General features: G+C 63.6%; 18 protein-coding genes, 2 tRNA genes and 3 pseudogenes. 16 read left to right on the forward strand and 7 right to left on the reverse strand.

Going from position 1 to position 21,531, the window contains the following annotated elements:
* The first annotated feature begins 82 nt into the window (after positions 1-82).
* The 6 genes from QPC17_RS00395 to QPC17_RS00420 all read left to right on the forward strand — a co-directional run bounded on the left by QPC17_RS00395 (position 83) and on the right by QPC17_RS00420 (position 8,162).
* Positions 83-760, forward strand: a complete 678-nt coding sequence (locus QPC17_RS00395) for a metal-dependent transcriptional regulator (RefSeq protein ID WP_068539116.1) — start codon at positions 83-85, stop codon at positions 758-760.
* Positions 761-866: 106 nt separating this feature from the next.
* Positions 867-1,604, forward strand: coding sequence for a C40 family peptidase (locus QPC17_RS00400; protein WP_068539119.1), 738 nt, complete (start codon positions 867-869; stop codon positions 1,602-1,604).
* Positions 1,605-1,742: 138 nt separating this feature from the next.
* Positions 1,743-2,681, forward strand: coding sequence for a universal stress protein (locus QPC17_RS00405; protein ID WP_285347339.1), 939 nt, complete (start codon positions 1,743-1,745; stop codon positions 2,679-2,681).
* 94 nt (positions 2,682-2,775) lie between these two features.
* Positions 2,776-2,848 (forward strand) — tRNA-Arg (locus QPC17_RS00410).
* A 192-nt stretch (positions 2,849-3,040) separates the two neighbouring features.
* Complete coding sequence (locus QPC17_RS00415) at positions 3,041-7,861, forward strand: hypothetical protein (RefSeq protein ID WP_285347340.1); 4,821 nt, start codon at positions 3,041-3,043, stop codon at positions 7,859-7,861.
* Positions 7,854-8,162 (forward strand): hypothetical protein, encoded by a 309-nt coding sequence (locus tag QPC17_RS00420; protein WP_148132144.1) that lies wholly within the window; start codon positions 7,854-7,856, stop codon positions 8,160-8,162. Before QPC17_RS00415 ends, QPC17_RS00420 begins: the two co-directional genes overlap by 8 nt.
* Here the strand turns inward: QPC17_RS00420 and QPC17_RS00425 are convergent.
* Together QPC17_RS00425 and QPC17_RS00430 are read right to left on the reverse strand one after the other, a co-directional pair.
* On the reverse strand, positions 8,159-8,815 hold the full coding sequence (locus QPC17_RS00425) for an SAF domain-containing protein (RefSeq protein ID WP_285347341.1): 657 nt from the start codon (positions 8,813-8,815) through the stop codon (positions 8,159-8,161). The genes QPC17_RS00420 and QPC17_RS00425 overlap by 4 nt on opposite strands.
* A gap of 69 nt (positions 8,816-8,884) precedes the next feature.
* Positions 8,885-9,532, reverse strand: coding sequence for a 5-formyltetrahydrofolate cyclo-ligase (locus tag QPC17_RS00430; RefSeq protein ID WP_062614120.1), 648 nt, complete (start codon positions 9,530-9,532; stop codon positions 8,885-8,887).
* Between the two features lie 82 nt (positions 9,533-9,614).
* Between QPC17_RS00430 and QPC17_RS00435 the strand changes: the two genes are divergently transcribed.
* The 8 genes and pseudogenes from QPC17_RS00435 to QPC17_RS00470 all read left to right on the forward strand — a co-directional run bounded on the left by QPC17_RS00435 (position 9,615) and on the right by QPC17_RS00470 (position 16,939).
* Positions 9,615-10,829 carry a molybdopterin molybdotransferase MoeA gene (locus QPC17_RS00435; RefSeq protein ID WP_062614119.1) on the forward strand — a complete coding sequence of 405 codons (1,215 nt, stop codon included), beginning with the start codon at positions 9,615-9,617 and terminating at the stop codon, positions 10,827-10,829.
* Positions 10,830-10,991: 162 nt separating this feature from the next.
* Positions 10,992-12,038, forward strand: a complete 1,047-nt coding sequence (locus QPC17_RS00440) for a hypothetical protein (RefSeq protein WP_285347342.1) — start codon at positions 10,992-10,994, stop codon at positions 12,036-12,038.
* Positions 12,035-12,667: an alpha/beta fold hydrolase gene (locus tag QPC17_RS00445; RefSeq protein WP_070446579.1), complete on the forward strand. Its 633-nt coding sequence runs from the start codon at positions 12,035-12,037 to the stop codon at positions 12,665-12,667. The genes QPC17_RS00440 and QPC17_RS00445 overlap by 4 nt, the downstream gene beginning before the upstream one ends.
* Positions 12,668-12,730: 63 nt before the next feature.
* Positions 12,731-12,803 (forward strand) — tRNA-Ala (locus QPC17_RS00450).
* A 530-nt stretch (positions 12,804-13,333) separates the two neighbouring features.
* Positions 13,334-14,101 (forward strand): annotated as a pseudogene (locus QPC17_RS00455) (IS256 family transposase); the annotation flags it as partial.
* 82 nt (positions 14,102-14,183) lie between these two features.
* Positions 14,184-15,319 (forward strand): IS3 family transposase gene (locus tag QPC17_RS00460; RefSeq protein WP_101923801.1). Its coding sequence is split into 2 segments (ribosomal slippage): positions 14,184-14,454 and positions 14,454-15,319, totalling 1,137 coding nucleotides; the frame shifts between segments, so codons are not numbered across the junction.
* 452 nt (positions 15,320-15,771) lie between these two features.
* Positions 15,772-16,584: a class I SAM-dependent methyltransferase gene (locus QPC17_RS00465; protein ID WP_062614292.1), complete on the forward strand. Its 813-nt coding sequence runs from the start codon at positions 15,772-15,774 to the stop codon at positions 16,582-16,584.
* A gap of 16 nt (positions 16,585-16,600) precedes the next feature.
* Positions 16,601-16,939 (forward strand): cupin domain-containing protein, encoded by a 339-nt coding sequence (locus QPC17_RS00470; RefSeq protein ID WP_024110836.1) that lies wholly within the window; start codon positions 16,601-16,603, stop codon positions 16,937-16,939.
* A 151-nt stretch (positions 16,940-17,090) separates the two neighbouring features.
* Here QPC17_RS00470 and QPC17_RS09560 read toward each other — a convergent pair whose 3' ends face one another.
* A complete protein-coding gene (locus QPC17_RS09560) occupies positions 17,091-17,276 on the reverse strand; it encodes a DUF4411 family protein (protein ID WP_083200681.1) in 186 nt (61 codons plus the stop codon).
* Positions 17,277-17,348: 72 nt separating this feature from the next.
* On the opposite strand from QPC17_RS09560, the gene QPC17_RS00480 reads away from it, so the two are divergent.
* Entirely contained in the window at positions 17,349-17,669 is a 321-nt protein-coding gene (locus QPC17_RS00480; RefSeq protein ID WP_285347343.1) for a transposase, read from the forward strand.
* Positions 17,669-18,538 carry an IS3 family transposase gene (locus QPC17_RS00485; protein ID WP_101923945.1) on the forward strand — a complete coding sequence of 290 codons (870 nt, stop codon included), beginning with the start codon at positions 17,669-17,671 and terminating at the stop codon, positions 18,536-18,538. Before QPC17_RS00480 ends, QPC17_RS00485 begins: the two co-directional genes overlap by 1 nt.
* A gap of 60 nt (positions 18,539-18,598) precedes the next feature.
* Here the strand turns inward: QPC17_RS00485 and QPC17_RS00490 are convergent, their stop codons facing one another.
* The 4 genes and pseudogenes from QPC17_RS00490 to QPC17_RS00500 form a co-directional block, all read right to left on the reverse strand.
* Positions 18,599-19,123 carry a hypothetical protein gene (locus QPC17_RS00490; protein ID WP_285347344.1) on the reverse strand — a complete coding sequence of 175 codons (525 nt, stop codon included), beginning with the start codon at positions 19,121-19,123 and terminating at the stop codon, positions 18,599-18,601.
* 129 nt (positions 19,124-19,252) lie between these two features.
* Positions 19,253-19,348, reverse strand: a pseudogene (locus QPC17_RS09590) (hypothetical protein); the annotation flags it as partial.
* Positions 19,349-19,362: 14 nt separating this feature from the next.
* Positions 19,363-20,046: pseudogene (locus tag QPC17_RS00495) on the reverse strand (type I restriction-modification system subunit M); the annotation flags it as partial.
* A 649-nt stretch (positions 20,047-20,695) separates the two neighbouring features.
* Entirely contained in the window at positions 20,696-21,253 is a 558-nt protein-coding gene (locus QPC17_RS00500; protein ID WP_349018038.1) for an Abi family protein, read from the reverse strand.
* Positions 21,254-21,531 lie beyond the last annotated feature (278 nt).

A 21,531-nucleotide genomic window follows, 5' to 3' on the forward strand; every position in this document is an offset into this window, starting at 1 on the left:
AGGCGGCGGGCAAGATTTCGAGTGCTGAGCGCGCGGGGGTTCCAGCGGCTAAGATGGCGGGGAGAGCCAGTGAGGGGGAGCCGTGAGCCAGCTGATCGATACCACCGAGATGTATCTGAAGACCATCTTCGAGCTGAACGAAGAGGACATCCCGGCGTTGCGCGCGCGCATCGTGGAGCGGCTCGGCCAGTCCGGGCCCACCGTGTCCGAAACCGTGAGCCGGATGGAGCGCTCGGGTCTGGTGTCGATGGGGCGCGGGCGCGAAATCGACTTCACGGAGGAGGGGCGCCACTACGCGATCCGCGTGATGCGCCGCCACCGGCTCGTGGAGCGGCTGCTGCAGGACGTTATCAAGCTTGACTGGCCCCACCTTCACGACGAGGCGTGCCGGTGGGAGCACGTGGTGTCCGACGACGTCGCCGAACGGATCGACGCCCTGCTCGGCCACCCGGAGGCTGACCCGTTCGGTAACCCGATCCCGGCGGCTGGCGAGTCGGCGATTCACAACGTGCGCGAGGCCGGGCTCAAGTCCGTCATGGAGGTCGAGCCGGGCGGGGAGTACGTCATCGAGCGGCTGGCCGAATCGGTCCAACTTGACCTCGACATCCTGTCGATGTTCTCCGATGAGGGGCTCGTGCCCGGGGTGAAGATCACGGTGGATGTTATCGACTCCGACAGCGCGATCGTCGTGCAAAACGGCGATTCCGTGCGGCTTTCGGCCGATGTGGCGCGCGGAGTTTTCGTTCGAGAAGCCAAGTGACGTATCACATCGTTATCAAATCGTGACAAATCGTTATTGTCCCGTTATGCTGATCTCGTAGCGCGCCGCACTGGCGCGGAGTTCTTAGCACAACGGAGAAAAAACTATGGCGAGTCGCCACGACATGATCGCGCCCCGCTCGACCTTCTCGAAGTCGACCGTGACTGCGGTTGCAACGGCTTCCACGGCAGGGGTCCTCATGGGTATCGGTTCGCCGATGGCTCTGGCTGATGGCAACGCTTCCGCCGCCCAGGCGTCGAAAGCCTCGATCGAGCTGGCCACCTCGGCTACCACCACCAACCCGGTTGCCACGGTTGATCTGGGCACGGTGTCGGTGGGCGAATGGGAGATGGAGACCGTCACCGTTGAGGCCGAGGGCGCCCCGGTTGCCGCGGCCCCTGTCGAGGCGACTGCCCAGACCGCCACCGCCGAGGCTCGCACCACCTCCGACACCGCTCAGGCCACGCCGGCTGCTGGGGCCGAGCCGGTCCAGCAGGCATACTCGGGCTCCGCGAGCTCCGTTGCCGCCACCGCCCTCGCTTACCAGGGCGCCCCCTATCGCTGGGGTGGCACCACCCCCGCCGGCTGGGATTGCATCGGCTTCGTCCGCTACGTCTACGCCCAGCACGGCGTGCACATCGGCGGCTACACCACCTCCGTTCTTTCGGTCGGCTACCAGGTCCCCTACTCGGAGGCCCGCGCAGGCGACATCCTCTACTGGCCCGGCCACGTGGCCATCTCGCTCGGCAACGGCATGAACGTCGGCGCCTGGAACGAGTCGATGGGCACCACCACAGGCTCGGACGCCTCCATCGGCATCCCCACCGTGATCCGCGTGTTCTAACACAAGCTTTTCGATGAAGGGCCCGAAAGGGCCCTTTTTCGTGTGCGTTGGTGGTGCGGGGCGCCGGCGTCGACATCGCCTATTTCCTACCGCTGTGACCTCGACTTTGAGACAATAGAGGCAACTAAGGAGGATGCAATGGCGCACGAAAACATTGTTGTCGTTGGTATAGATGGATCCGAGGCGGGTAATTCCGCGCTCGAGTGGGCGCTCGCCCAGGCTCGAGCCCGCGAGGCGCGGCTGCACATCGTGTGTGGGTACGAGTTGCCGTCCCAGTACATGTCGCCGGAATTCCAGGTCGCCCAGGGCAACGTAAATCACTTGTATGACTCGGCGCGCAAGATTGTGGACGAGGCGGTGGTCACGGTGGAGGGTCAAGGCGTGGAGGTGACGTCCGCGCTCGAGTTCGGTGATCCCACCGAGGTGCTCGTGGAGATTTCGAAGCGCGTGGCACTCGTGGTGGTGGGCGGGCGCACCCAGCACACGGGCCGGCTCGCCGACCGCCTCTTGCGCACCGTATCCTCCGCCGTGCCGGCCAACGCGTACTGCCCTACGGTGGTGGTGCCCACGGATTCGCCGTCGTCGCACGTCCCGATCGAGCGGGTGGTGTGTGGCGTGGACGGCTCGGAGCACGCGAAGATGGCGCTGCAGCGAGCGGTGTGGGAGGCGGATCGGTGGAACGCCAAGCTGACCGTGCTGGTGGCGGTGAACCCGTCTGCGGTGGGCTGGGTTCCGGCTTACACGTTCCGCGACGAGCACCTGCACGAGATGGAGTCCGCCGTGGCCGCGCAACTGGCCGAGGTGGACGAGGGCCGCAAGATCGACGTCGAGATCACGGCGGTCGAGGGCAGCCCGGCCCACATCCTGGCCCAGATGTCCGAGGAGTCGGACCTGGTGGTGCTCGGCACGCGCGGGCGCGGTGGCTTCACCGGCCTCCTCCTCGGCTCGACCTCCCAGACCCTGCTCGGTTACTCCGCCTGCCCCACGATGGTGGTGCCCAGGCGTGTGCGCAAGGACGACGATCACGGGCCGGGCCCGGTCCAGCTGGTCGACGACGAGCCCGGCATCAAGGGCTAGTCCGGCCGGCAAGCACTAAGTGCCAGCCTATGGCTGGGTTGCCGGCCAGCGCCGTTTTTGCCCTTGGCTCCTTTCGGGTAGTCTTGCAGGGCATGCCCTCGTAGCTCAGTGGATAGAGCACGGCTCTCCTAAAGCCGGTGTCGTAGGTTCGATTCCTATCGAGGGCACTTTTCATGCCCGTAGCGCACTGTGCCGGCAGGCGGCGTGGCTAACTGGTGGGTCTGGAAGCTTTCGTCGCGTAACTGGGCCTTTGCGCGCTCAGATTCACCAGTTGACCGCGCGATCTGCGTGTGGCGGGGCTCGGGGCGGTTGCGGCGCGCGTCTGTCAGAAGTGGCACAGTCCTCTGTACGGTAAGAGAGTGAGTCCTTTCTTTAAGCGTAAGAAGTCCCAGCCGAAGGCCGACGAGCCCGCGGTGGCGCAGGCGCCTGCCGAGCAGGCTCAGCAGACCGAGCAGGCCCCCGACCTCGAGGAGTCCGCGCCCGAAGCGGCAATCCCCGCGCCGGAGCCCACCCGCTCCCGCGAGGAGCTCCTCGACGCCGCCTACCGCGCCTGGCATGCCGAGCTGGCAGCGCGCGCCCAGCAGGCAGACGAGGTCACGTCGGATGAGGCCAACGGTGTCATTGACTTGACCCACCCGCACCCGACCGGGGCGGTGGCCTTCGCGTCCGGCTCGGCGGTGCGGATCACGTCGCTCATCCGTGAGAACGTGGCCCAGCGCGAGGCGCTTGCCAACCTGCGCCGGCTCCAAGCCACCACGCGCCGCATCTCGGAGATGTATGGCCACGCGCCGGTCTCGCTGTCGGTGGGGCGGCTGACGTGGTCCGAGCTGCCGTCGGCGTCGAAGTCTGAGGCGCCCGCGGCCCCCACGAACGTTGAATTTGCCGAGCTCACGGGCGAGTTCATCATCGACAACGACGGCTCGCTCGTGTCTGTGGACACCGACGGGGAATCCTCCGCCACCTTCGGCGGGAGGGCCGACGACGCCGATGGTGCCGCTCACGCCGACACCCCCGGTGACGCCCGTACCGAGGATCCGGCAGACGCACACCGGGCCAGCTCTGACGAACAGGTAGGCGTGCAGGCGGCCGAGCCCGCCGGCGAGGAGCGCGCGGTGGAGAGGGAGCCGCGCCAGGCCGTCGTCGTGAAGGAGCCGGCACTGTACCGGAGCGTGGCGATCGAGTTCGAGGAAGGCGACGCGGCCGTCCGCCAGCTCAATCACACGATGATCAACCCGGCCTATCTGCGGGCGCTGCGCGAGAACGGGGCCACGGCCGAGCAGTTGGCGGAGCTGACCGGCGCGGCGGCGTCGATGGACTTGGAGCAGGTGCTCGAGCTGGTCGCGGCCTATGGGCGGAACTTCCTGCCCGGATTCGACTTTGAAAACGAGATGCTGCTCGGGTGCTTCGAGCGCCCAGAGCGGACCATGCTGGCCGATCTGGAGGCGATGGAGCCGTACATCCGGACGTCGGGGATCATGATGGCGCTGGCGGGGGATGAGGAGACACGCCGGTTGTCGGCGGCGCCACTGCCCCCGGGTGGCGAGGAGGATCGCGCGCCGGAGGTCGAGCGCGGGGCGGGCGACCTGGACGTGGCCGAGCTGAACGTGGTGGAGGCGGTGGCCTCGGGGCGGTCGATCGTGGTGGATTGCCCGCCGGGTTCGCAGCGAGTCCAGACCGTGGCATCGATCTGTGCGGATGCGGCGGCGTCGAAGAGATCCGTGGTGGTTGTGCCCTCGCGGCTGTCTTCGGGGCGCCAGCTGATCGCGGAGCTCGAGCGGCTCGGACTTGGCGACCTCGTGCTTGATTTTTCGGCGGTGGAAAAGGTCCCGCAGCGGATCCGCACCGGTCTGCGCCTCGCCACCCCAGAGCTGCCGACCGAGGACACGCTGCAACTGCGCGGCGAGTTGGTCTCCGCGCGTCGTCAGCTCGAGGCGTTCGTGGGCGACCTGCACCGCGTGGACGAGGACTGGGGCACGTCCATCCACGGCCTGCTGGAGAAGCTCGCCGGGCTCATGGCGAAGCCGGACGCGCCGCAGACGCGCGTGCGCCTGGGTAAGACGGCCGTGGCCGCGATGAAGCGCGACGGGATCGAGGCGATCACAGCCGACCTCGACCAGGCAGCCGAGCTTGGCGCGTTCGACCCGGCGATCTCGCGGTCGGCTTGGGCGGGCTCGACCATCTCGAACGCGGCCGACGGGCAGAGCGCGCTCGACGCCGTGCGGCGCCTCAACGACATCACGGTCCCCGCCGCGATCAGCCAGTCCTCGCGCTCGGCGGGCGAAACCGCGATGAAGCAACCCAAGACGCTCGGGGAATGGTTCGAGCAGATCGACGTGCTCGACGGCATCGCCGACTCCCTCGACACGTTCTTGCCGGTGGTCTTCGAGACCTCGCCGATGAACCTGGCGATCGCCACCGCGCCCAAGCAGTGGCGCGAGGCGCACGGGCACTCCATGAAGATGTCCGACCGGCGGCGCTACCGCAAGCAGGCGCTCGACATGGTCCGGCCCGGCGAGTCCACGGCCACTCTGCACGAGGAGCTGCTCAAGGTGCAGCAGCGCCGCGAGGTGTGGCGCCGCTACAGCCCGGAGGGCGGCTGGCCCACCCTCCCCGACGGCCTCACTCAGATCCGCGCCACCCGCTCCGAGGTGCAGCGCGACCTGGAATCGTTACAGTCGTACCTTGGCGGCGAGTCGCTGCTCGACATGGACTTCGACTCCCTGCAGGCTCGGCTCGCGGCGCTTGTTGCCGACGCCGGACACATGGCCACCCTGCCCGAACGCAACGCCACGTTGGCCTCGCTGCGCGAGCGTGGATTGGGCGAGTTCATCGAGGATATAGCGAACCGGCAGGTGGCACCAGCGAGGATCGCGGCCGAGCTTGACCTTGCCTTCACGAGCGCGGTCTTCGAGGAGATGATCCGCACCACCCCGGCCGTGGCCAGCTTCGGCCCGAGCGACCTCACCCGCCTCCTTGACCGTTTCCGCCAGCTCGACCGCGCCCATACCCGCACCCTGTGGGGGCCGGTGCTACGCGCGGTGGTGAATAACGCGCGTGAGGCGATGCAGTCGCGCCGCCAGGACACGCTCCGCCTGGATGAGATCCTGGCCGAGCAGGGCCTGTCCGGCCTGCGTGACGCGATTGCCACCTACTCCCGGCTCGTGCAGAGTGCGCGGCCCGTGTGGGTGGTCCCGCCGAACGTGCTGGCCGAGTTCATCCCGCCGATGCCGTGGGCGGACCTGGTACTCGTGGAGGCCACCGACTTGGTGGCACCGCTGATCTCCCCGATGATGCGCGGCCGCCAGGCCGTGGTGGTGAGCGACCTGCGCCGGCCCGACGCCGAGGCAGTGCGGGTCTTCGACGAGGTGCTGCCCGTGGCCACCCTGCCCACGTTGCGCGCCGAGCATGACGCGCTGTCGGCCCATGCGCTGAAGGAGATCGGCTACGAGCTCTCGGCGATCCCGTCCGTGCGTGCGAGCCGTGAATCGCGGCTCATCTACGTGGACGGGCGTGGTGTTCCGGGGATTTCCGGGGACGGCGCGGTGGAGTCCACGCAGGTGGAGGTCGAGGCGGTGGTGGACGCCGTCATCGAGCACGCGGTGGCGCGCCCGGGGGAGACCCTCGCCGTGATCGCCCTGTCGGTGCTACACGCGAGCCGCATCCGCGACGCGCTGGTGGCCGCCGATTCGAGCGACGTGCACCGGCTGAAGGACTTCGTCATCACCGACATCACGCGGGCCGCCGGCCTGCGCTACGACCACGTGATCCTCTCGGTCGGCTATGGCAAGACCGTGCACGGGCGCGTGCTGCACACCTTCGGCGCGCTCGCCACCCCGGCCGGCCTGGCCGGCCTCATCGACACGATCGCCGCCGCTGGCTCCGACCTGACGATCATCTCCGCGCTCGGGCCGGGTGATATCGACACGCGCCGCGTCTCCACGCCCGGCCCCAAGCTGCTCGCTCGCTTGATCGAGAACTCCGCCGGCGCCGACGTCAGCGCCACCTTCGACGACGCCGTCACCCCGCTCCTCGCCGACGTCGCCCAGCGCTTGGGCGCCCGCGGCTGGCAGACTCGCGCCGACTACGGATACGAGGGGTGCCCGCGCATCCCGCTGGCGGTGGGCAAGGACGGCCGGTTCACCGTGGCCGTGGTGCTCGATGACGAGGCGTACGTGGCCGAGCGCTCCCTGCGCCGCCGCGACCGCTTCTGGATCGAGACCCTTCAGGCGCACGGCTGGTCCGTGTTCCAAACCTTCTCCAGTTCCCTCTTCATCGATCCCGCCGGGCAGGCTGACGCCATCGAGGCGTTGCTCATGGCCAGCTTTGGCACGCCGGGCGCGCCCGTCCAGGTCCCGATCGTCGACGACGACGGCACTGCGGTCCGCGACCCCGAGCGCAGCGACGAACTGACGACGAGCATCGGGTTGGGCGCGGCAATCGGTGCCGGTGCCGTGGCGGCAACGGGCGCTGATGCCGAGCCGGTCCGCGTGGCGCGGCCGCGCGGACCTCGCCCCGAGGTGGTCCCGGGCCTTAGCCTGGCCGCCTACTCCGACGACCAGCTCGACGACATGACCGCCTGGATCGCCTCCGATGGCCTCGTCCGCGGCGAGGATGACTTCGTCCACGACCTACGTTCCGAGCTAGGCATCACCCGGCGCGGGGAGCAGGTGGACGTGATCCTGCGCAACGTGGCCCGGCGCTCGGGCCTGGTTGGCGTGGCCGTGGAGGCATCCGCATACGTGGCGCCTGAGGCCACGGCCGAAGCGGTTGCTGAAACGGCTGCCGAGCCGGTTGCCGAAGAGGTGGCTGTGGTTGAGCTCGCCGCCGAGCAGTCCGAAGATCCCGCTCAGGACCTAATTGTGGAGGTGGCCGAGCCGGAGTCCTTGGCAGAGTCCCAGGTGACCGTCGGCGAAGAGCCGGAGCACGGCGTCGACGAACCGGCACCTGGATCGGTAGCCGAAGAACCGGCCGATGAGCCGGCAGACGAGCCGACCGATGAACCGGTAGACGAACCGGCTGTGGAGGAGATGACCGAGGAGGAGCCGACCGCTCACGAAAAGCCGGCCACGGCCTCCGACGATCCCCTGTTCGCCCCGGTGGACTATGAGATCGTGGAAGAGCGGACGGATGATCTAGATCTCGGTGATGAGGACCCCTTCCTAAGCGGCGATAATGACTGATATGGACGACGCGGTGAGCCAGGCGGGTAAGCCGGTGCGGCGTCGTGGCTCCCGCCGCGTCGTCATGGTCTCGCAGGTGGATGCGAAGCGGATCGCGGCAGGTGAGTTCGCATCGGTTGAGGAGGTTTTGCACGCCAGCGACGCCAAACAGCCCGCGCGCGAGCAGCACCCATCCGGTCGCAAGCCAGCCAGCCACAAGCCCCGCGATCCCAAGGGCAAGGCCAAGCAGCCCGCGCCCTGGCTCAGTGCCCGCGACCAGGAAATCCTGAACGAAGTACCCCCACATTTTGGCAAGCTCTAACCGCTAGCGGGCCCGGAGAGCACGGCGTGCAGGGGCGCCCGCGTGGACGCCCCGATCACTTTGTGGATCTCGTTTTCCGGGACGGCCAGGTAGAACACGCGCGTGTCCTCGGTGGTGCCGAGGAACGTGCTGGTGCCCTTCTCGTGGGCAATGCCGGCCACGAGTACGTCCCGGGCGAGGAGGGTGGCGGCGCCGTCGGTGAACTCGTCGGGCGGGCTGTAGAGGTTCACTGTCACGCCGGGTTGGAGGATGGCGAGGCCCCCGGCGTCGGCGACGGGCAGCGCGGCGATCACGGTCCCCGCGGGCGCACGCCCGAGGAACTCGGAGGAGAGCAGGTTGGACGTGAAGACAGGGGCGCCCTCGGCAACGGGCGCCACCACGAACTCGCCGACCACCAGCTCAGCCTCTCGTGCCACGTCGGGCAGCTCCTCGGCAAAGCTGACCACCCGCACGTCGCCGTCTTGAACGCGCTCCCCGCCGGAGAGCGGCCGGGCGGCCACCACGGTGGCGAACGCGGGCGGCTCCTCCTTCTCGGGCAGCAGCGCCTGGATCGCGAGGACGGCGAAGAGGGCCATGCCCACCCACCTCCAGCGCCACATGAGCGCCCGGATGGGTGTGGTGCGGGACGAGGAGGGTGCGCGCGTGATCTTCATGCACCCGATTGTGCCAAGTCGCCCCGCGCAAACCGCCGAGTTAGCGGCTAAATGTGGATGGCACCCCCGTTAGAGATGCTGTGGAAAAGTCTGGCCCGCGGCCTCAGTGGGGACGATCTCGGTGGGGAAGATGGCGTATGGCACCCGCACGTCCATGTCGTCCTGCGGGATCGACACGTCAAGCAACTCGTCCGCAAAAATCATCGCGCCCACGGCCGCCTGCGGGGTCGTCTGCTTGAGCGCCCGGTCATACCAGCCACCGCCTTGGCCAAGCCGCGCGCCGTTGCGCGAGAGCGCCAGCGCAGGCAGGATCATCGCGTCCACGCCCGCCAGGATCGAGTTGTCGAAGGCCTCGCCTTCGGGTTCCGGCGGCCGCCCGGGCGCCATGTTCACCAGCTCCGTACCGGGCTCGAAGTATCCCCAGGCGCGGGAAAGGCCCGGGCCGAGCTTGGGCAGGAGGACGCGCTTGCCGGCGTCGTGAAGTGCGGTGAGGACGAATGCGGTGGACGGTTCGGCGTTCGTGGACACGTAGCACGCGACGAGCTCACGCTCGCCCACGAAGTCCATCACCGTGGGAACCCAGACCTCGGCCAGCTCGGCGAGCTTGCGTTTTGAGCGCTGCTTGCGGTGCTCGCGGACCGCGGCACGCAGGACCTGCTTGGCTTCCTCGACCTCGACGTCGGCGATGTCGGGAATGCTCAACGGGGAGATTGACATGCCCCCATTCTTCCATGAAAGGAAGAAGTGCCCGGGGAAGCTACGCTCTTGGGTAAACTGGTCTTAATCTAGAGGAGGCCCGATGAAGTCTGTTGCCGACCACCTTGCCGAATGCCTCGCGGTGGCCCAGCCGCTGCCGCCGTTTGCCGTGGCGCTTGGCGACGCCGTGGGGTGCGTTCTCGCCGAGGACGTGCGTTCCCTTGTCGATGTTCCGCAGGCGGATTTGGCGGCGCGGGACGGGTATGCGGTGCGGGTCGCCGACGTCGATGGCGCCAGCCGCGACAACCCGGTCACCTTGCCGATGCTCGAGGAGGTCCGTGCCGACACGGTGGATCCCACGGCGATGGTGGAGCGCACAACCGTGCGCATTTCCTCGGGTGCGGTGCTGCCTGCGGGGGCGGACGCCGTCATCCCGATCGAGGCCACGGACCAGGGCAGGGCCGAGGTGCGTTTCTTCGCGGGCACGCGCGAAGGCGAGAACATTCGCCGCCAGTCCGAAGATTTTGCCGCCGGTGAGGTGCTGCTACGGGCGGGCGTGCGTATCGGGTCGCGCCAGGTCGCGGTGCTCGCCTCCGCCGGGCACTCCACCGTCATGGTCCACCCCGCCCCGCGCGTCGTGGTCATGGCCATCGGCGATGAGCTGCAAGAGCCCGGCATGCCCGCCACCCGCGGCAAGATCTACGATGCCAACTCCCACGCTCTCTCCAGCGCGATTCGCGATGCCGGCGCCGAGGTTTTCCGCGTGGGCGGCGTGAGCGACGACAAGCGCGAGCTGCGCGAACTGCTCGAAGACCAGCTGGTCCGCGCCGACATCATCATCACCACCGGCGGCCTGTCCTACGGCGGCGGCGACACCCTTAAAGAGGTGCTTTCCCCTCTCGGCACGGTCCGCTTCGACAACGTGGCGATGGCGCCGGGCCGCCAGCTCGGGGTCGGCCGCCTGGAAGGGGAGACCACCGTGTTCTGCCTGCCTGGCTCGCCCGTGGCTGCGATGACGGCCTTCGAGGTCTTCATCCGACCTGCGCTTCGCCACATGGCCGGCTACTCCTCGATCAACCGGCGCTCGATCCGCGCCGTCGTGGAAAAGGGATGGGAATCGCCGGAGGGCTTGCGAGAGTTCGTGCGGGCGCGCGTCGTCGGCAATCCGCACGAGGGCTACCGGGTGGAGCCGCTTGGCGACCCGGGCCGGCCGCTCCTGACCGCGCTTGCCACCGCGAACTGTTTGGCGATCGTGCCGGAGGAGCAGCGGGCGGTGCAGGTGGGTGACACGCTCGAGTGCGTCGTCTGGGAGCGGTAGCCGGGGTCGCCGAAGGCCTGCCGGAGGGCCCGGCGGGCGTGACTGGTGTGGCCAATGTGAAGGATGTCTGAATTCGTCACAAATGGCGCCAATCCAAGGATACGGGCAACACACCAGCGCCAGTTCGCCGCGCCCTTCCCGCTTTCGTCATAGCGTTGGACCATGGGTATCGAAGGGGCAGTTGTCGCCATGGGAACGCTGTTCCTCCTGGCATACGTCATCCCCCAGATCACCCGAAGGAGAGCCGTTTTCGCGGACGCGCCAATCGGTGAGCGCTACTCAGAAGACCTGAGGCTCATCACCGAACGGACCCTGCGCCAAGAGGGCGGCGATCACGGCAGGATCTTTACGACGGAGCGAACAATGAGCACACCTACTCGGCCGAGCGGCACCCGTGGTCCCGACGCAGCCAAGATGCGGGCCATCGCCCGCGACCGTTCATGTGCTCGCGCCCGCATCGCCCGCCGTGGCGCTCACCAGCAGCGCGCTCTCGTGGCTGGCGCCGCGCTCGCGGTCCTGGCCGCGGCGCTGTGGGTGGCGGTCGGGCTGACGTCCCTCGCTCCCGGGTTTGCCATTGCGGCGACGGCGGTCGGCGGGCTCTACTTGCTCGGTGTCGGCTACCTGGTCTCCTCCTGGGCCGTGCTCAACACCGCCGACGAGGAGCGCATCGCCAAGGCCAACAAGGTGTTGCGCCGGGCCAAGCGCGCGGGTGTTCGCGACTACGTGGCAGCTCGACCGGCGGCGGAGCTGGAAGCGGCTGAAGTTGGCTTGGCTGAGGTCGAGGCGGCCGAGGCTGAGGTCGGTGAAGATGAAGTGGCCGCGGCGAGTGCCGCTGAGGCGGCTGCGGCCGAGCCTGCCGTGGAAGCGCCTGCGGAGGTGCCCGCCGTCGAAGCGCGCCCGGCCCGAAAGGCTCGTCCGGCGAAGGTCGTAAGTGCGCGGGTCGACGTCGTCGAACGTGAGGAGCGCCCCGCCGACGTGCCGTCCTACACGCTGAAGGCGGTGCGGCGCACGGTCAAGCCGTACGAGGCTCCCGAGGCGCCGGTGGCCGACGTACCCTTCCGCCCCACCCGGCTGGGGGAGCGGATCGGGGACGGGCCGCTCGAGGCGGCGAACCCCGCACCGGCCATGACTGGCAATGAAGAGTTCCGTGCCGACGTGCTCGGCGGTGGCTCCACGCTGGACGCGCTGCTCGACCGCCGGCGGGCATGACGGCCGTCGCCTTCATTCACGGCCACGCCCACACGCCCGAGGTATGGCGGCCGGTCGCTGACCACTTGCCGCCCGCGTGGGCTGTCGTGGCACCCGACCTCTTCGCCGTGGCGCGCGTCGGTTCCGACGCCGACGCCCACCGCCACGCCATGGCCGCACACATCAACCGCGACCTGGCGATGATGGGCCTGGAAGAGCCCGTGATCGTGGTAGCCGAAGGGCTCGGCGCGATTCCCGCGATCCATTACGCGGTCGAGCACCCGGGCCGGGTGGCCGGGGTCTTCGTTTCAGGGCCGAGGCTGGCGTTGCGGCGTGGGGAGTCGATGCGGTTGCAGGTGGGCGCGGTGATGCGACGGAAGGGGCCGACGGCGGTGACGTCGGAGCAGATGGGGACGTATCTTGCTGGGCTGGTCGGACTCGATGAGCGCGAGGCGGCGGCGCAGGTGCGGGTGCCGCGCGTGGCGATCGCCGGGGAGAAGGACAGTGTGGGGACCCGGGGTGCCACCGAGCTCCAGGGTGCTGGCTGGGAACGCGACGTAGCCAGGGAAGCCTCCGAAGACTGGTATGCCTACGCGCCTGCGGCGTTCGCCGCGCGGGTGGCCGAGTTCGCCACGGCTCACGGGCTTTAGTGAGCTACTTTACGGTCGCGGACGGGCGAAGGGCGGCCGAGTAGTGCTACTATCATCTGGTCAGGGGCTATGGCGCAGTTGGTAGCGCGTCTCGTTCGCAATGAGAAGGTCAGGGGTTCGAATCCCCTTAGCTCCACGATGAGGAGTCCGAACGGTGAAAAAGCCTTCGGGCTTTTTCATTAGTAAGGACGACGAAATAGTGCTTAATCCCGTTAGGGATTACTAGCACCATTAGGAAGTTCATTTTGATACAAAGTGAGCGTCCTTTTGCTTTGCCCACGTGGGTGGCGTTGTGGTCTTATAGGTCAGGTTGTGTTGGTTTTTGGGCTGTCTTTCGTTGCTACAAAGCCGAAAGGTGGGGGTTGGACTCGTTGTGACTTGAGTTCTTGGTTGGCCAGGTCGTGTTGGTTTTATCCCGGTTTTTGATTGATATTCCGCGGTAAGGTCGGGGTTTGAATCGGTTTGGATTAGGGAATGGGAAATCCTCGATGCAAAATCTGTGGTGGCACGACGCAAAAATGGGGCTCAACTCGAGCAGGTAGGCCAAGGGGTTGCGTCCCTTAGTGTGGTGTAACGCTTGCTGATGGTGGGCCCCGGAAATAGTGGGGCGGCCATCGTCAGTAATCTTCGACTCAACTACCACATCTCACCGAAAGGCACGTAACGATGACCGCTGCACCGCATTCTATCGACCCGACAACCTATCTGGATGATCTGCTGGCACAGGCTTCCCCGGATCTGATGCGTCAGATGCTGCAGGGGTTTATCAACCAGATCCTCTCCGCCCAGGCTGATACCGTGTGCGGGGCTGAATACGGCGTCGCTTCTGCTGAGCGGGTCAACCACCGTAACGGGTACCGTCACCGAGACCTCGACACCCGGGTCGGCACGATCGATGTGGCAGTACCGAAGCTGCGCCACGGCGCGTTCTTCCCGGACTGGCTGCTCGGGCGACGCTCACGTGCCGAACGCGCACTATCGACCGTAATCGCGGCCTGCTATCTCAAAGGGGTTTCCACCCGCCGAATGAACGATCTGGTGGCAACACTTGGGATTTCCAACATGTCGAAATCCCAAGTCTCACGCATGTCAGAAGAACTCGACGAGATGGTCGAAGACTTCAAAAACCGCCCCCTGAACCCCGGCGGGTACGCCTACCTGTCCTGCGACGCATTGACGATCAAAGTGCGTGAAGGCGGCCGGGTGGTCAAATGCTGCCTACTACTTGCCACCGGTGTCAACGCCGACGGCTACCGCGAAATACTCGGCATGCATGTCGCCACCGCGGAATCCAACGCGTCGTGGAAAGGCTTCTTCCAGGACTTAAAAGCCCGCGGGCTTCGTGGTGTCTTCCTTATCACCAGTGACGCCCACGAAGGCATCCAGCACGCTATTTCTGAAGTGCTGCCTGATGCGTCGTGGCAGCGGTGCCGGTGGAGTGCCTCAGGTTTTTAGGTGCAGGTGACTTGAGTGTTGTCCATTGATGTCCTGCCCGGTGGGTAGGGGGAATGGATGAATGGTGAAGAAGTTTAGTAAACACACTCCTGAGCAGATTGTTCGCAAGCTTGATAAGGCCCGCGAACTCAGAGAATCAGGGTCGACCACAGCTCAGATCTTGACCGAGCTGGGTATTAGCGAAGCGACGTTGAACAGGTGGCAGGCGACGTATGGTGCGATGAGCAGGAGCGAGGCGAAAGAGTTGCAGCGTCTGCGCGATGAGAACACGCACCTGAAACGGCTACTGGGTCAGGCCGAGCTGGAAAAAGCAGCATGGAAGGAATTGGCAGAGGGAAACTTCTAGGCCCGGCTCGCCGTCACGATGCCGTGTGGCATCTGGTCGAGCTGGGCTATTCCCAGAGACTGGCGTGCAAGGTTGTTGGGCTCTCACGCTCAGCCTACCGGCGCGCTAGAGACCGCGATCATGGGCCTGATAAGTATGCGGGTCTGCGTCAGTGGATGCATGAGTTCGCTAAGGATCACCGCCGGTGGGGACACCGGCGCGTCTGGGTCAAGGCTCTTGGCCTGGGCTACGGGGTGTGCCGGGAAACATTCCGCCGCTTATGGCGCGAAGAAGGCCTGCGCGTGTTGCCACGGAAGAAGCGCAAACGCGTCGATGGTAGCGGCTGGGTGGATGTGCCTGCGGGGCAATACCCGGGTGATGTGTGGGCGCTGGATTTCCAGTTCGACTCGACCTGGCACGGCAAGACGATCAAGATCTGCAATATTATCGATGAATATACCCGCGAACACCTCGCCTTCGCAGTCGATAAGAAACTTGATGCGGGCTCGGTCATCGAGCTGCTCGACCTAGCCTCGCTTGCACATGGCGGACGCCCGCGGGTGATCCGGATGGATAACGGGCCCGAATTCATCGCTCAGGCTCTCAAAGACTGGGCAGCCGAGGACGAGACGATCCAAGCCTTCATCCCGCCAGGCGAGCCGTGGCATAACGGGTTCGTTGAGTCTTTCCATAACCGGATGCGAGACGAGCTCCTCGAAGACAACAGTATCGAGGACCTTGATCACGCCCGAACCCTCGTGGCACAGTGGTCACACCGGTACAATACCTTCCACCCGCACTCTTCCCTGGGCTACCTCAGTCCACGGGAATACGCGGAACAATGGAAACAAGAAAACACGGTCAACGCTTAAACCACGTGGACCTAATTCTTAGGCCACCCCACCCCCCCCAGCTTGGCCTGCTGGGTTTCGAGCTCGCGAGTGTTATACACGGTTTTGTCGAGCAGGTGCATGGTGTCATCAAGCACGTCAACACGTGATAGAAAGACCCCCGGACGGGTCTAGTCGCTAGCAACACAAACAAATTCAATCGCTTATTGTTTAGATGTTCTCTTGAAGATACCCCTTGAGTGGACGCAAACGACGGTTTGGTGGGCGCAAACACCTGGTTCGACCTAGTTTTAGCAGACTTTTTGACTGCAAAACTGTCTAAGGGCTACTGCCGTCGATCATTCGCGCTCAAAGCAAACGCAGCCCGGAATATCTCCATGCCGCGTAGGCAAAAAGTTGACCCAACTAGCCGGTTGCGAGTTTTTTAATTGAATAATTAGGTTCACCTAAGCTAATTCAGGTAGTATTTTGTTGTGTCAAAGAATCCTTCCATTCCGCAAAGTGATCGCTCTACAAAAACCGCCGCCGGGCATTGGGTGCTGGCGCGCGCCGGGAAACGGGTCTTGCGTCCCGGTGGCCTGAAGCTCACCACCCGCATGCTGGATAAAGCAGATATTTCCGGCCGCGAAGTGGTGGAATTCGCCCCAGGTTTGGGGCGAACAGCGAAACTCATAGTCGACCGCGGCGTTTCCTCATATGTAGGAGTCGACCAAGATCCCGATGCCGTCGCAAACGTGCAAGACGTCGTCACCCCGCATGGCGGAAAGGTTATTAACGCGCAAGCCCAGAACACCGGCCTGCCAGACGCCTCGGCTGACGTAGTGATTGGCGAAGCCATGCTGACGATGCAGGGCGAAAAGGGCAAGGACGAGATCGTGGCCGAAGCGTTTCGGCTGCTCGCTCCAGGCGGCTGCTACGCGATCCACGAGCTTGGGCTCACCCCCAACGATATTGACGCCCAGCTTGCCGACAACTTGCGTAAGCAGTTGGCCCAGACGATTCGCGTCAACGCCCGCCCGCTAACAGAAAACGAATGGTGCAAGGTGCTTGAAAACGCTGGCTTTACCATCGAATGGGTTGGTTTCGAGCCGATGGCGTTGCTATCGCCGCGACGCAATCTAGCCGACGAAGGGCTGCTCGGGGTAGCGCGCATTATCAAGAATGTTCTCCGCGACAAGGATCTACGCCAGCGTATTTTGACCATGCGCGCCACGTTCAACGAATACAAAGATCAGCTCACCGGAATCGCGGTCGTTGCCCGCAAACCCAAGACGCAAGAAGACTGAAGAAAGAACACCAGAAATGAGTGACCCCAAACCCCTCCCGACGGCCATGCTCGGCTTCATAGACAACCTCGCCGACCGCATCGAATACGCAGAAAATTCCACCGTCTCAAAGACGCTTATGCAGGCAGAAGGCGTTAACGTCGTGCTGTTCTCTTTCGACAAGGACGAGGAGCTCTCGGAACACACCGCGGCCATGCCCGTAATAGTGCAAGCCCTAGAAGGCGAACTAGAAATCACCGGCGACGGCAAGACCGTCATATTGAAGCCAGGAGGCCTGGTTCACTTCACGACGAGACTCCCCCACGCGGTAAAAGCCCTGACCAGGGCAAAAATGGTGCTCTACATGCTCAAGTAGAGCGGATGGCAGTTCGGGGGCACAGTCTCTCGCGCCCGTCCCTAAATCTATTCACGCGGTTTTCTCACGACTAGTAGGTTCAGAACCTACTAGTCGTGAGAAAAACTTATATTCCCATCTAAGTGCTCAGCATCTCGTTAGGTCTTACTTCCTAATGGAACCGAAGCCCCAGTTTCCGATAGAGATCGAACGGGCCGAAGTAACTCACGTTCATGGCATCACAGGCATCCGGAATCTTAATCTTCCTCTTCGAGTTGGGCGCCGGTTGCTCTGAAGTAACTACAAGACACTTTCTGCTATGGGTTGTGGGGTTACCCTGTGTTTGTTGACACTTGATGTGGGGTTACCCTGTGTTTGTTGACACTTGATGAGGCTGGCTTGTCTGGCTGGGAAGGGTGTTGGAAGACTCGTGAGTGAGGAGAAGACGAGGAAGTCGTATACGCCGGAGTTTCGGCGGGATGCGGCCTCGATTGTGATTGATCAACAGACCTCGATTGCGAGCGTTGCTCGTGATCTTGGGGTGGGTGAAGCGTTGCTTGGCCGGTGGGTCAAGCATGAGCGGGAACGACGCCAAGCCGAAGCGGCTGGGGTTCCCACGACGGCTCAGTTACATGCAGAGATTGCCCGGTTGAGGGCTGATAATGCCCGGCTGGCGATGGAAAACGAGTTCCTGGGAAAAGCAAGCGCCTTCTTTGCCGCCAAGCAAGCCCCGCGCAGCGTTTTGAGCTGATGGATGCAAAGAAGGCGACCTATCCCATTGCTTTGATGGCACGCGTGTTAGGGGTGAGCCGTCAGGGCTATTACCAGTGGCGGGCCCGCAGTCAGGCGCGTCGCCAGCGGGTTCTTGCTCGGGCCGAGTTTGACCGTGTGGTGGCGTGCGTGTTTGATGATTATCAGCGCACTCACGGGGCTCCGCGGCTGGTGGCAGCCCTGGCTAAAGTAGGGGTCGTGGCCGATAAGAAAACCATTGCCGCATCGCTGAAAAGGCAGGGTTTGGAAGCGGTCTCGACCCGCTCGTTCTACCGTCCCACCACTACGGGCACGGATGGGTGTGACTATGAGGATCACTGTCAGCGCCAGTGGGATCAGGGCGCGATCGACCTGGTATGGATCACCGATTTCACGTATTTGCGTTGCGGGGAGGGCTGGGTCTACCTGGTAGCGGTACGCGACGCGCATTCTCGGCGGGTGTTGGGGTATGCGATGGGCCAGCAGCAGACCACTGGCCTGTTGATCGAAGCCTTGCAGATGGCGATCGAAACTCGGGGCGGGGCCATGCCCGGCCAGGTCGTATTACATGCTGACCGTGGCACCCAGTTCACCTCCAAGAGGTTGGCTCAACACGCTGACACGGCTGGAATCGTGATGTCGATGGGACGGACCGGAGTGTGTTGGGATAACGCGATGGCTGAATCATTTTGGGCGACGTTGAAAGTCGAGTACTACTACCGCCACACTTTTCGTATCCGTGAAGAGGTCTACGAAGGCGTTGCCACCTGGATCGAGGGATTCTATAACCACAAACGAATCCATTCAGCGATCGGCTACCAAAGCCCGGTCGAATACGAACTCCACGCCGGACTGGACCTCGCGGCGTGAACTACACAACGAAACCGTCAACAACAAGCGGGCAAGCCCAATAACCACAAACGAATCCATTCAGCGATCGGCTACCAAAGCCCGGTCGAATACGAACTCCACGCCGGACTGGACCTCGCGGCGTGAACTACACAACGAAACCGTCAACAACAAGCGGGCAAGCCCAAGCAGGATGCGGGCCTCGCTGGCGACGACCGGGGAGTTCGGGTAGACGGTGATCTCACCGACCGCGGAATGCAGAACGCCCTCTTCGTAGTCGTCGACGAGCTCGCGGGCGGCAACGATGAGCGTGGCCGCCCCGAGCAGCGCGTGACGCCGTCCTCGTCCATGTTGCTGGCCCTGCTCGACGTGGATCTCGGCATACGCGGCCAGGTCGAGTTCGACCGGCCCGAACTGGTTGCCGATCTCATCGCGGACGACCTTCATCCCGTGGCGCTGCAGGAGCTCTGCGAACCAGCGGCGCTGCTGGCCGTCGGGCTCGGTGGCCTCCTGCCGGTCGACCCCGTGGGTGCCGGGCACCGCACCGAAAGTGCAGTGGACGTTCCAGTCGGCGAGGAATGCCTCAGCCTGTGACGTGTGTGTCATGGTCGGTCTCCGTTCATTACCCCAGCCGGCACCTCCGGGGAGGGGGGCGCGCAGCGTCGGGTCGGTGATGACGTGCAGCAGTGCACCGGTCGGGCTCATCAATGCCCGTTCGACAGTGTCGACGATCTCATCGGTCGAGCGCACGGTTTCGCCGTGCAGACCGTAGGACTGCGCTATGAGCGCGAAGTCCGGGTTCGTCAGTAGTTCGCGCGCGTTTGTATCCAGCGTTGCATGAAAGCTTCATACACTCGGTTCACACGCTTCTTACCGTCAATGGCGATGTGGGCGAGCAGTTCTGAAACCTCTTGCGGGGTGTAATACTCGCCCCCGGATTTACCGGCGTTGGAGGCGTACATCTGCATGAGGAACTCATAAGCGTCGCCGAACAGGTCAATGGAGTTGTCTGCGTACTCACCGCCGAGAGGGAGATCCCCAATCGCGTTTAACAGCTTCACGAGTTTTGCGTTTCGCTGCGCAACGGTGTTGCCAAGGCGTGAGTGGTTGACCTCGAAGTCGTCAAACAGACCTTTGATGTCGTGTTCGCTTCGGGCCCCCACCGCAGAAGCTTCGATGTCTCGGAACACCGCCTCGAGAGTTTCGTTGAGGTTCGGGTCGTTTTCTGCTCGCTTCCTGACGTTTTCGAACAGTTCGGACGGCAAGATGAAAAAGCCCTTGTCGTTGACGATGCTCGGACGGGCGAACTCTGCGTCTTCGTCAGAGAGCTTTGCGTAATCAAAGTTCGGATCGCCGGCTTCGCGCTCACCCTTGTTGATGAACGCGGTGAGGTTTTCCGAGATGAAACGATAAAACAGTGCGCCGAGCACATAGGATTTGAAGTCCCAGCCGTCAACTGATCCGCGTAGATCGTTCGCGACCTGCCAGATGGTTTTGTGGAGCGCGGCACGCTGCTGCTCTTTGTTCATCCGTGAAACTCCTTGTCACAGTGCTTGGCTGCGGAGGTTGTTCCGCGCCTTATGGTTCCGAACCGGGAACCATAGAACTCACAGTAGCCCGCAGCACTGACATTCGTACAGATCCACGCCGCCCCGCGGTCTACTCTGAAATGCGGTAGGCCTTGGTATAGCAATTGCTTCTGTAGCTGTTTTGTCGCTCGTCGATGTGGCTTGTCATCAAGCCTCACCATGTGCGACTAACTCTTTATGGGCAGAATAAGCGCCAAGACTACGCCAGGATTCGTGGGCCGCTTGATCCATTTGTTGAGGTGTTCAACCTCAACCCTTAGGGATGGCGAGGAAGCCACGTTCTAGCTACTGGAGACTCCATTCCAGTCATCAGGGAAACCCATCTCGTCGATTTTCCGTAGTTCCAGGGGCTCATATTCCTCCGCAATCAGTCTATGAATTTTTTTACCCAGGTGGATCCCGGAGAGACGCTCCGAGGCATGAATGCTATGGCAGTGAGAGCGCCGAAGAGCCGTTCACTTTGCCCCTTCGGGAGACAAGACAGTTCTTGTATCGTTCGGAAAGCATTCGTCGCTGCCGGGGTGAAGTGGCGGTTCCATACGCGGCCGTGATGTGCACCTGTGTTTCGCAGAACGGTGAGTTGTTCGCACTATCGAGCGAGGGGATCTTGGTTGTAGTAGCTCTTCTTCTGCTTAGAGTTCAATCGATCGACGTCGCCAAAGAAACCGAAACTGTGTGCAATACTCCGCTGATCATCAAGAGTGAGGCCATCAAAGAGGATGGAAATATCGGAAAAATCAAGGACATCAGCAAGAACCCAGAATGGGTAATCCCCGTAGTTGACACTGTAGTGAGCCACAGCGCGGTTACGTTTTCGCTCGCGATCCACACGCTTCTCAGCAGTCTCTAGCCAGTCTTGATGCCGGAAATCCTCACGAAAGATACCTGGATCTTTGTAAGATAAGGCTCCTTTCGCGACGAGTAGTTCGCCGATCCGTGCACGTAGCGCAACCTCAATCCGCTCAATCCCATCGTAAATAAGTGTGCGCATTTTACGGTCGAATTCGTAGAGAGCGACTATTTCTTCGAACTTCGTGCCTCGCACAAAGCTGTCGGCGCGTTGCGGCTGTTTGGGGTCTTCAGGCTCTGGGAGAATCCGGTAGGCGTACCAATACCCGGACAGCCTGTAGTAAGAGACGCTAGACAGCCACTACCTTGCTAGGGATTCGTTGAGCTCCATCCCTCGTGAGCGCATGAGGGCAATCTGCACTTCAACCGTGGTGGGATTTTTGATCTTCTTCATCGGGTTTTCATGCCTCGAAAGAAATCCAGCCCGTCTCCAACCTGATGGTCGAAGCGGGCTGAACGATTACCTAAATAATGCCACGGCCCCAGCGCGTTGGGTGGCCTCATTTGGCTACAGGAGCATGACGGCTAGATCGAGAAAAACAAAGACCGGCCCTGGGCTCCCACCAAAATGGGTAG

Origin of the sequence: Trueperella bernardiae (genome assembly GCF_030246965.1) — a bacterium.
In the GTDB taxonomy this organism is placed as follows: Bacteria; Actinomycetota; Actinomycetes; order Actinomycetales; family Actinomycetaceae; genus Trueperella; species Trueperella bernardiae.

Excerpts from the sequence above, each read along its gene's own strand:
- QPC17_RS00400 (WP_068539119.1), top strand. The coding sequence starts at position 867 with ATGGCGAGTCGCCACGACATGATCGCGCCCCGCTCGACCTTCTCGAAG.
- QPC17_RS00405 (WP_285347339.1), top strand. The coding sequence starts at position 1,743 with ATGGCGCACGAAAACATTGTTGTCGTTGGTATAGATGGATCCGAGGCG.
- QPC17_RS00420 (WP_148132144.1), top strand. The coding sequence starts at position 7,854 with ATGACTGATATGGACGACGCGGTGAGCCAGGCGGGTAAGCCGGTGCGG.
- QPC17_RS00425 (WP_285347341.1), bottom strand. The coding sequence starts at position 8,815 with ATGAAGATCACGCGCGCACCCTCCTCGTCCCGCACCACACCCATCCGG.
- QPC17_RS00430 (WP_062614120.1), bottom strand. The coding sequence starts at position 9,532 with ATGTCAATCTCCCCGTTGAGCATTCCCGACATCGCCGACGTCGAGGTC.
- QPC17_RS00435 (WP_062614119.1), top strand. The coding sequence starts at position 9,615 with ATGAAGTCTGTTGCCGACCACCTTGCCGAATGCCTCGCGGTGGCCCAG.
- QPC17_RS00440 (WP_285347342.1), top strand. The coding sequence starts at position 10,992 with ATGGGTATCGAAGGGGCAGTTGTCGCCATGGGAACGCTGTTCCTCCTG.
- QPC17_RS00445 (WP_070446579.1), top strand. The coding sequence starts at position 12,035 with ATGACGGCCGTCGCCTTCATTCACGGCCACGCCCACACGCCCGAGGTA.
- QPC17_RS00470 (WP_024110836.1), top strand. The coding sequence starts at position 16,601 with ATGAGTGACCCCAAACCCCTCCCGACGGCCATGCTCGGCTTCATAGAC.
- QPC17_RS00485 (WP_101923945.1), top strand. The coding sequence starts at position 17,669 with ATGGATGCAAAGAAGGCGACCTATCCCATTGCTTTGATGGCACGCGTG.
- QPC17_RS00490 (WP_285347344.1), bottom strand. The coding sequence starts at position 19,123 with ATGACACACACGTCACAGGCTGAGGCATTCCTCGCCGACTGGAACGTC.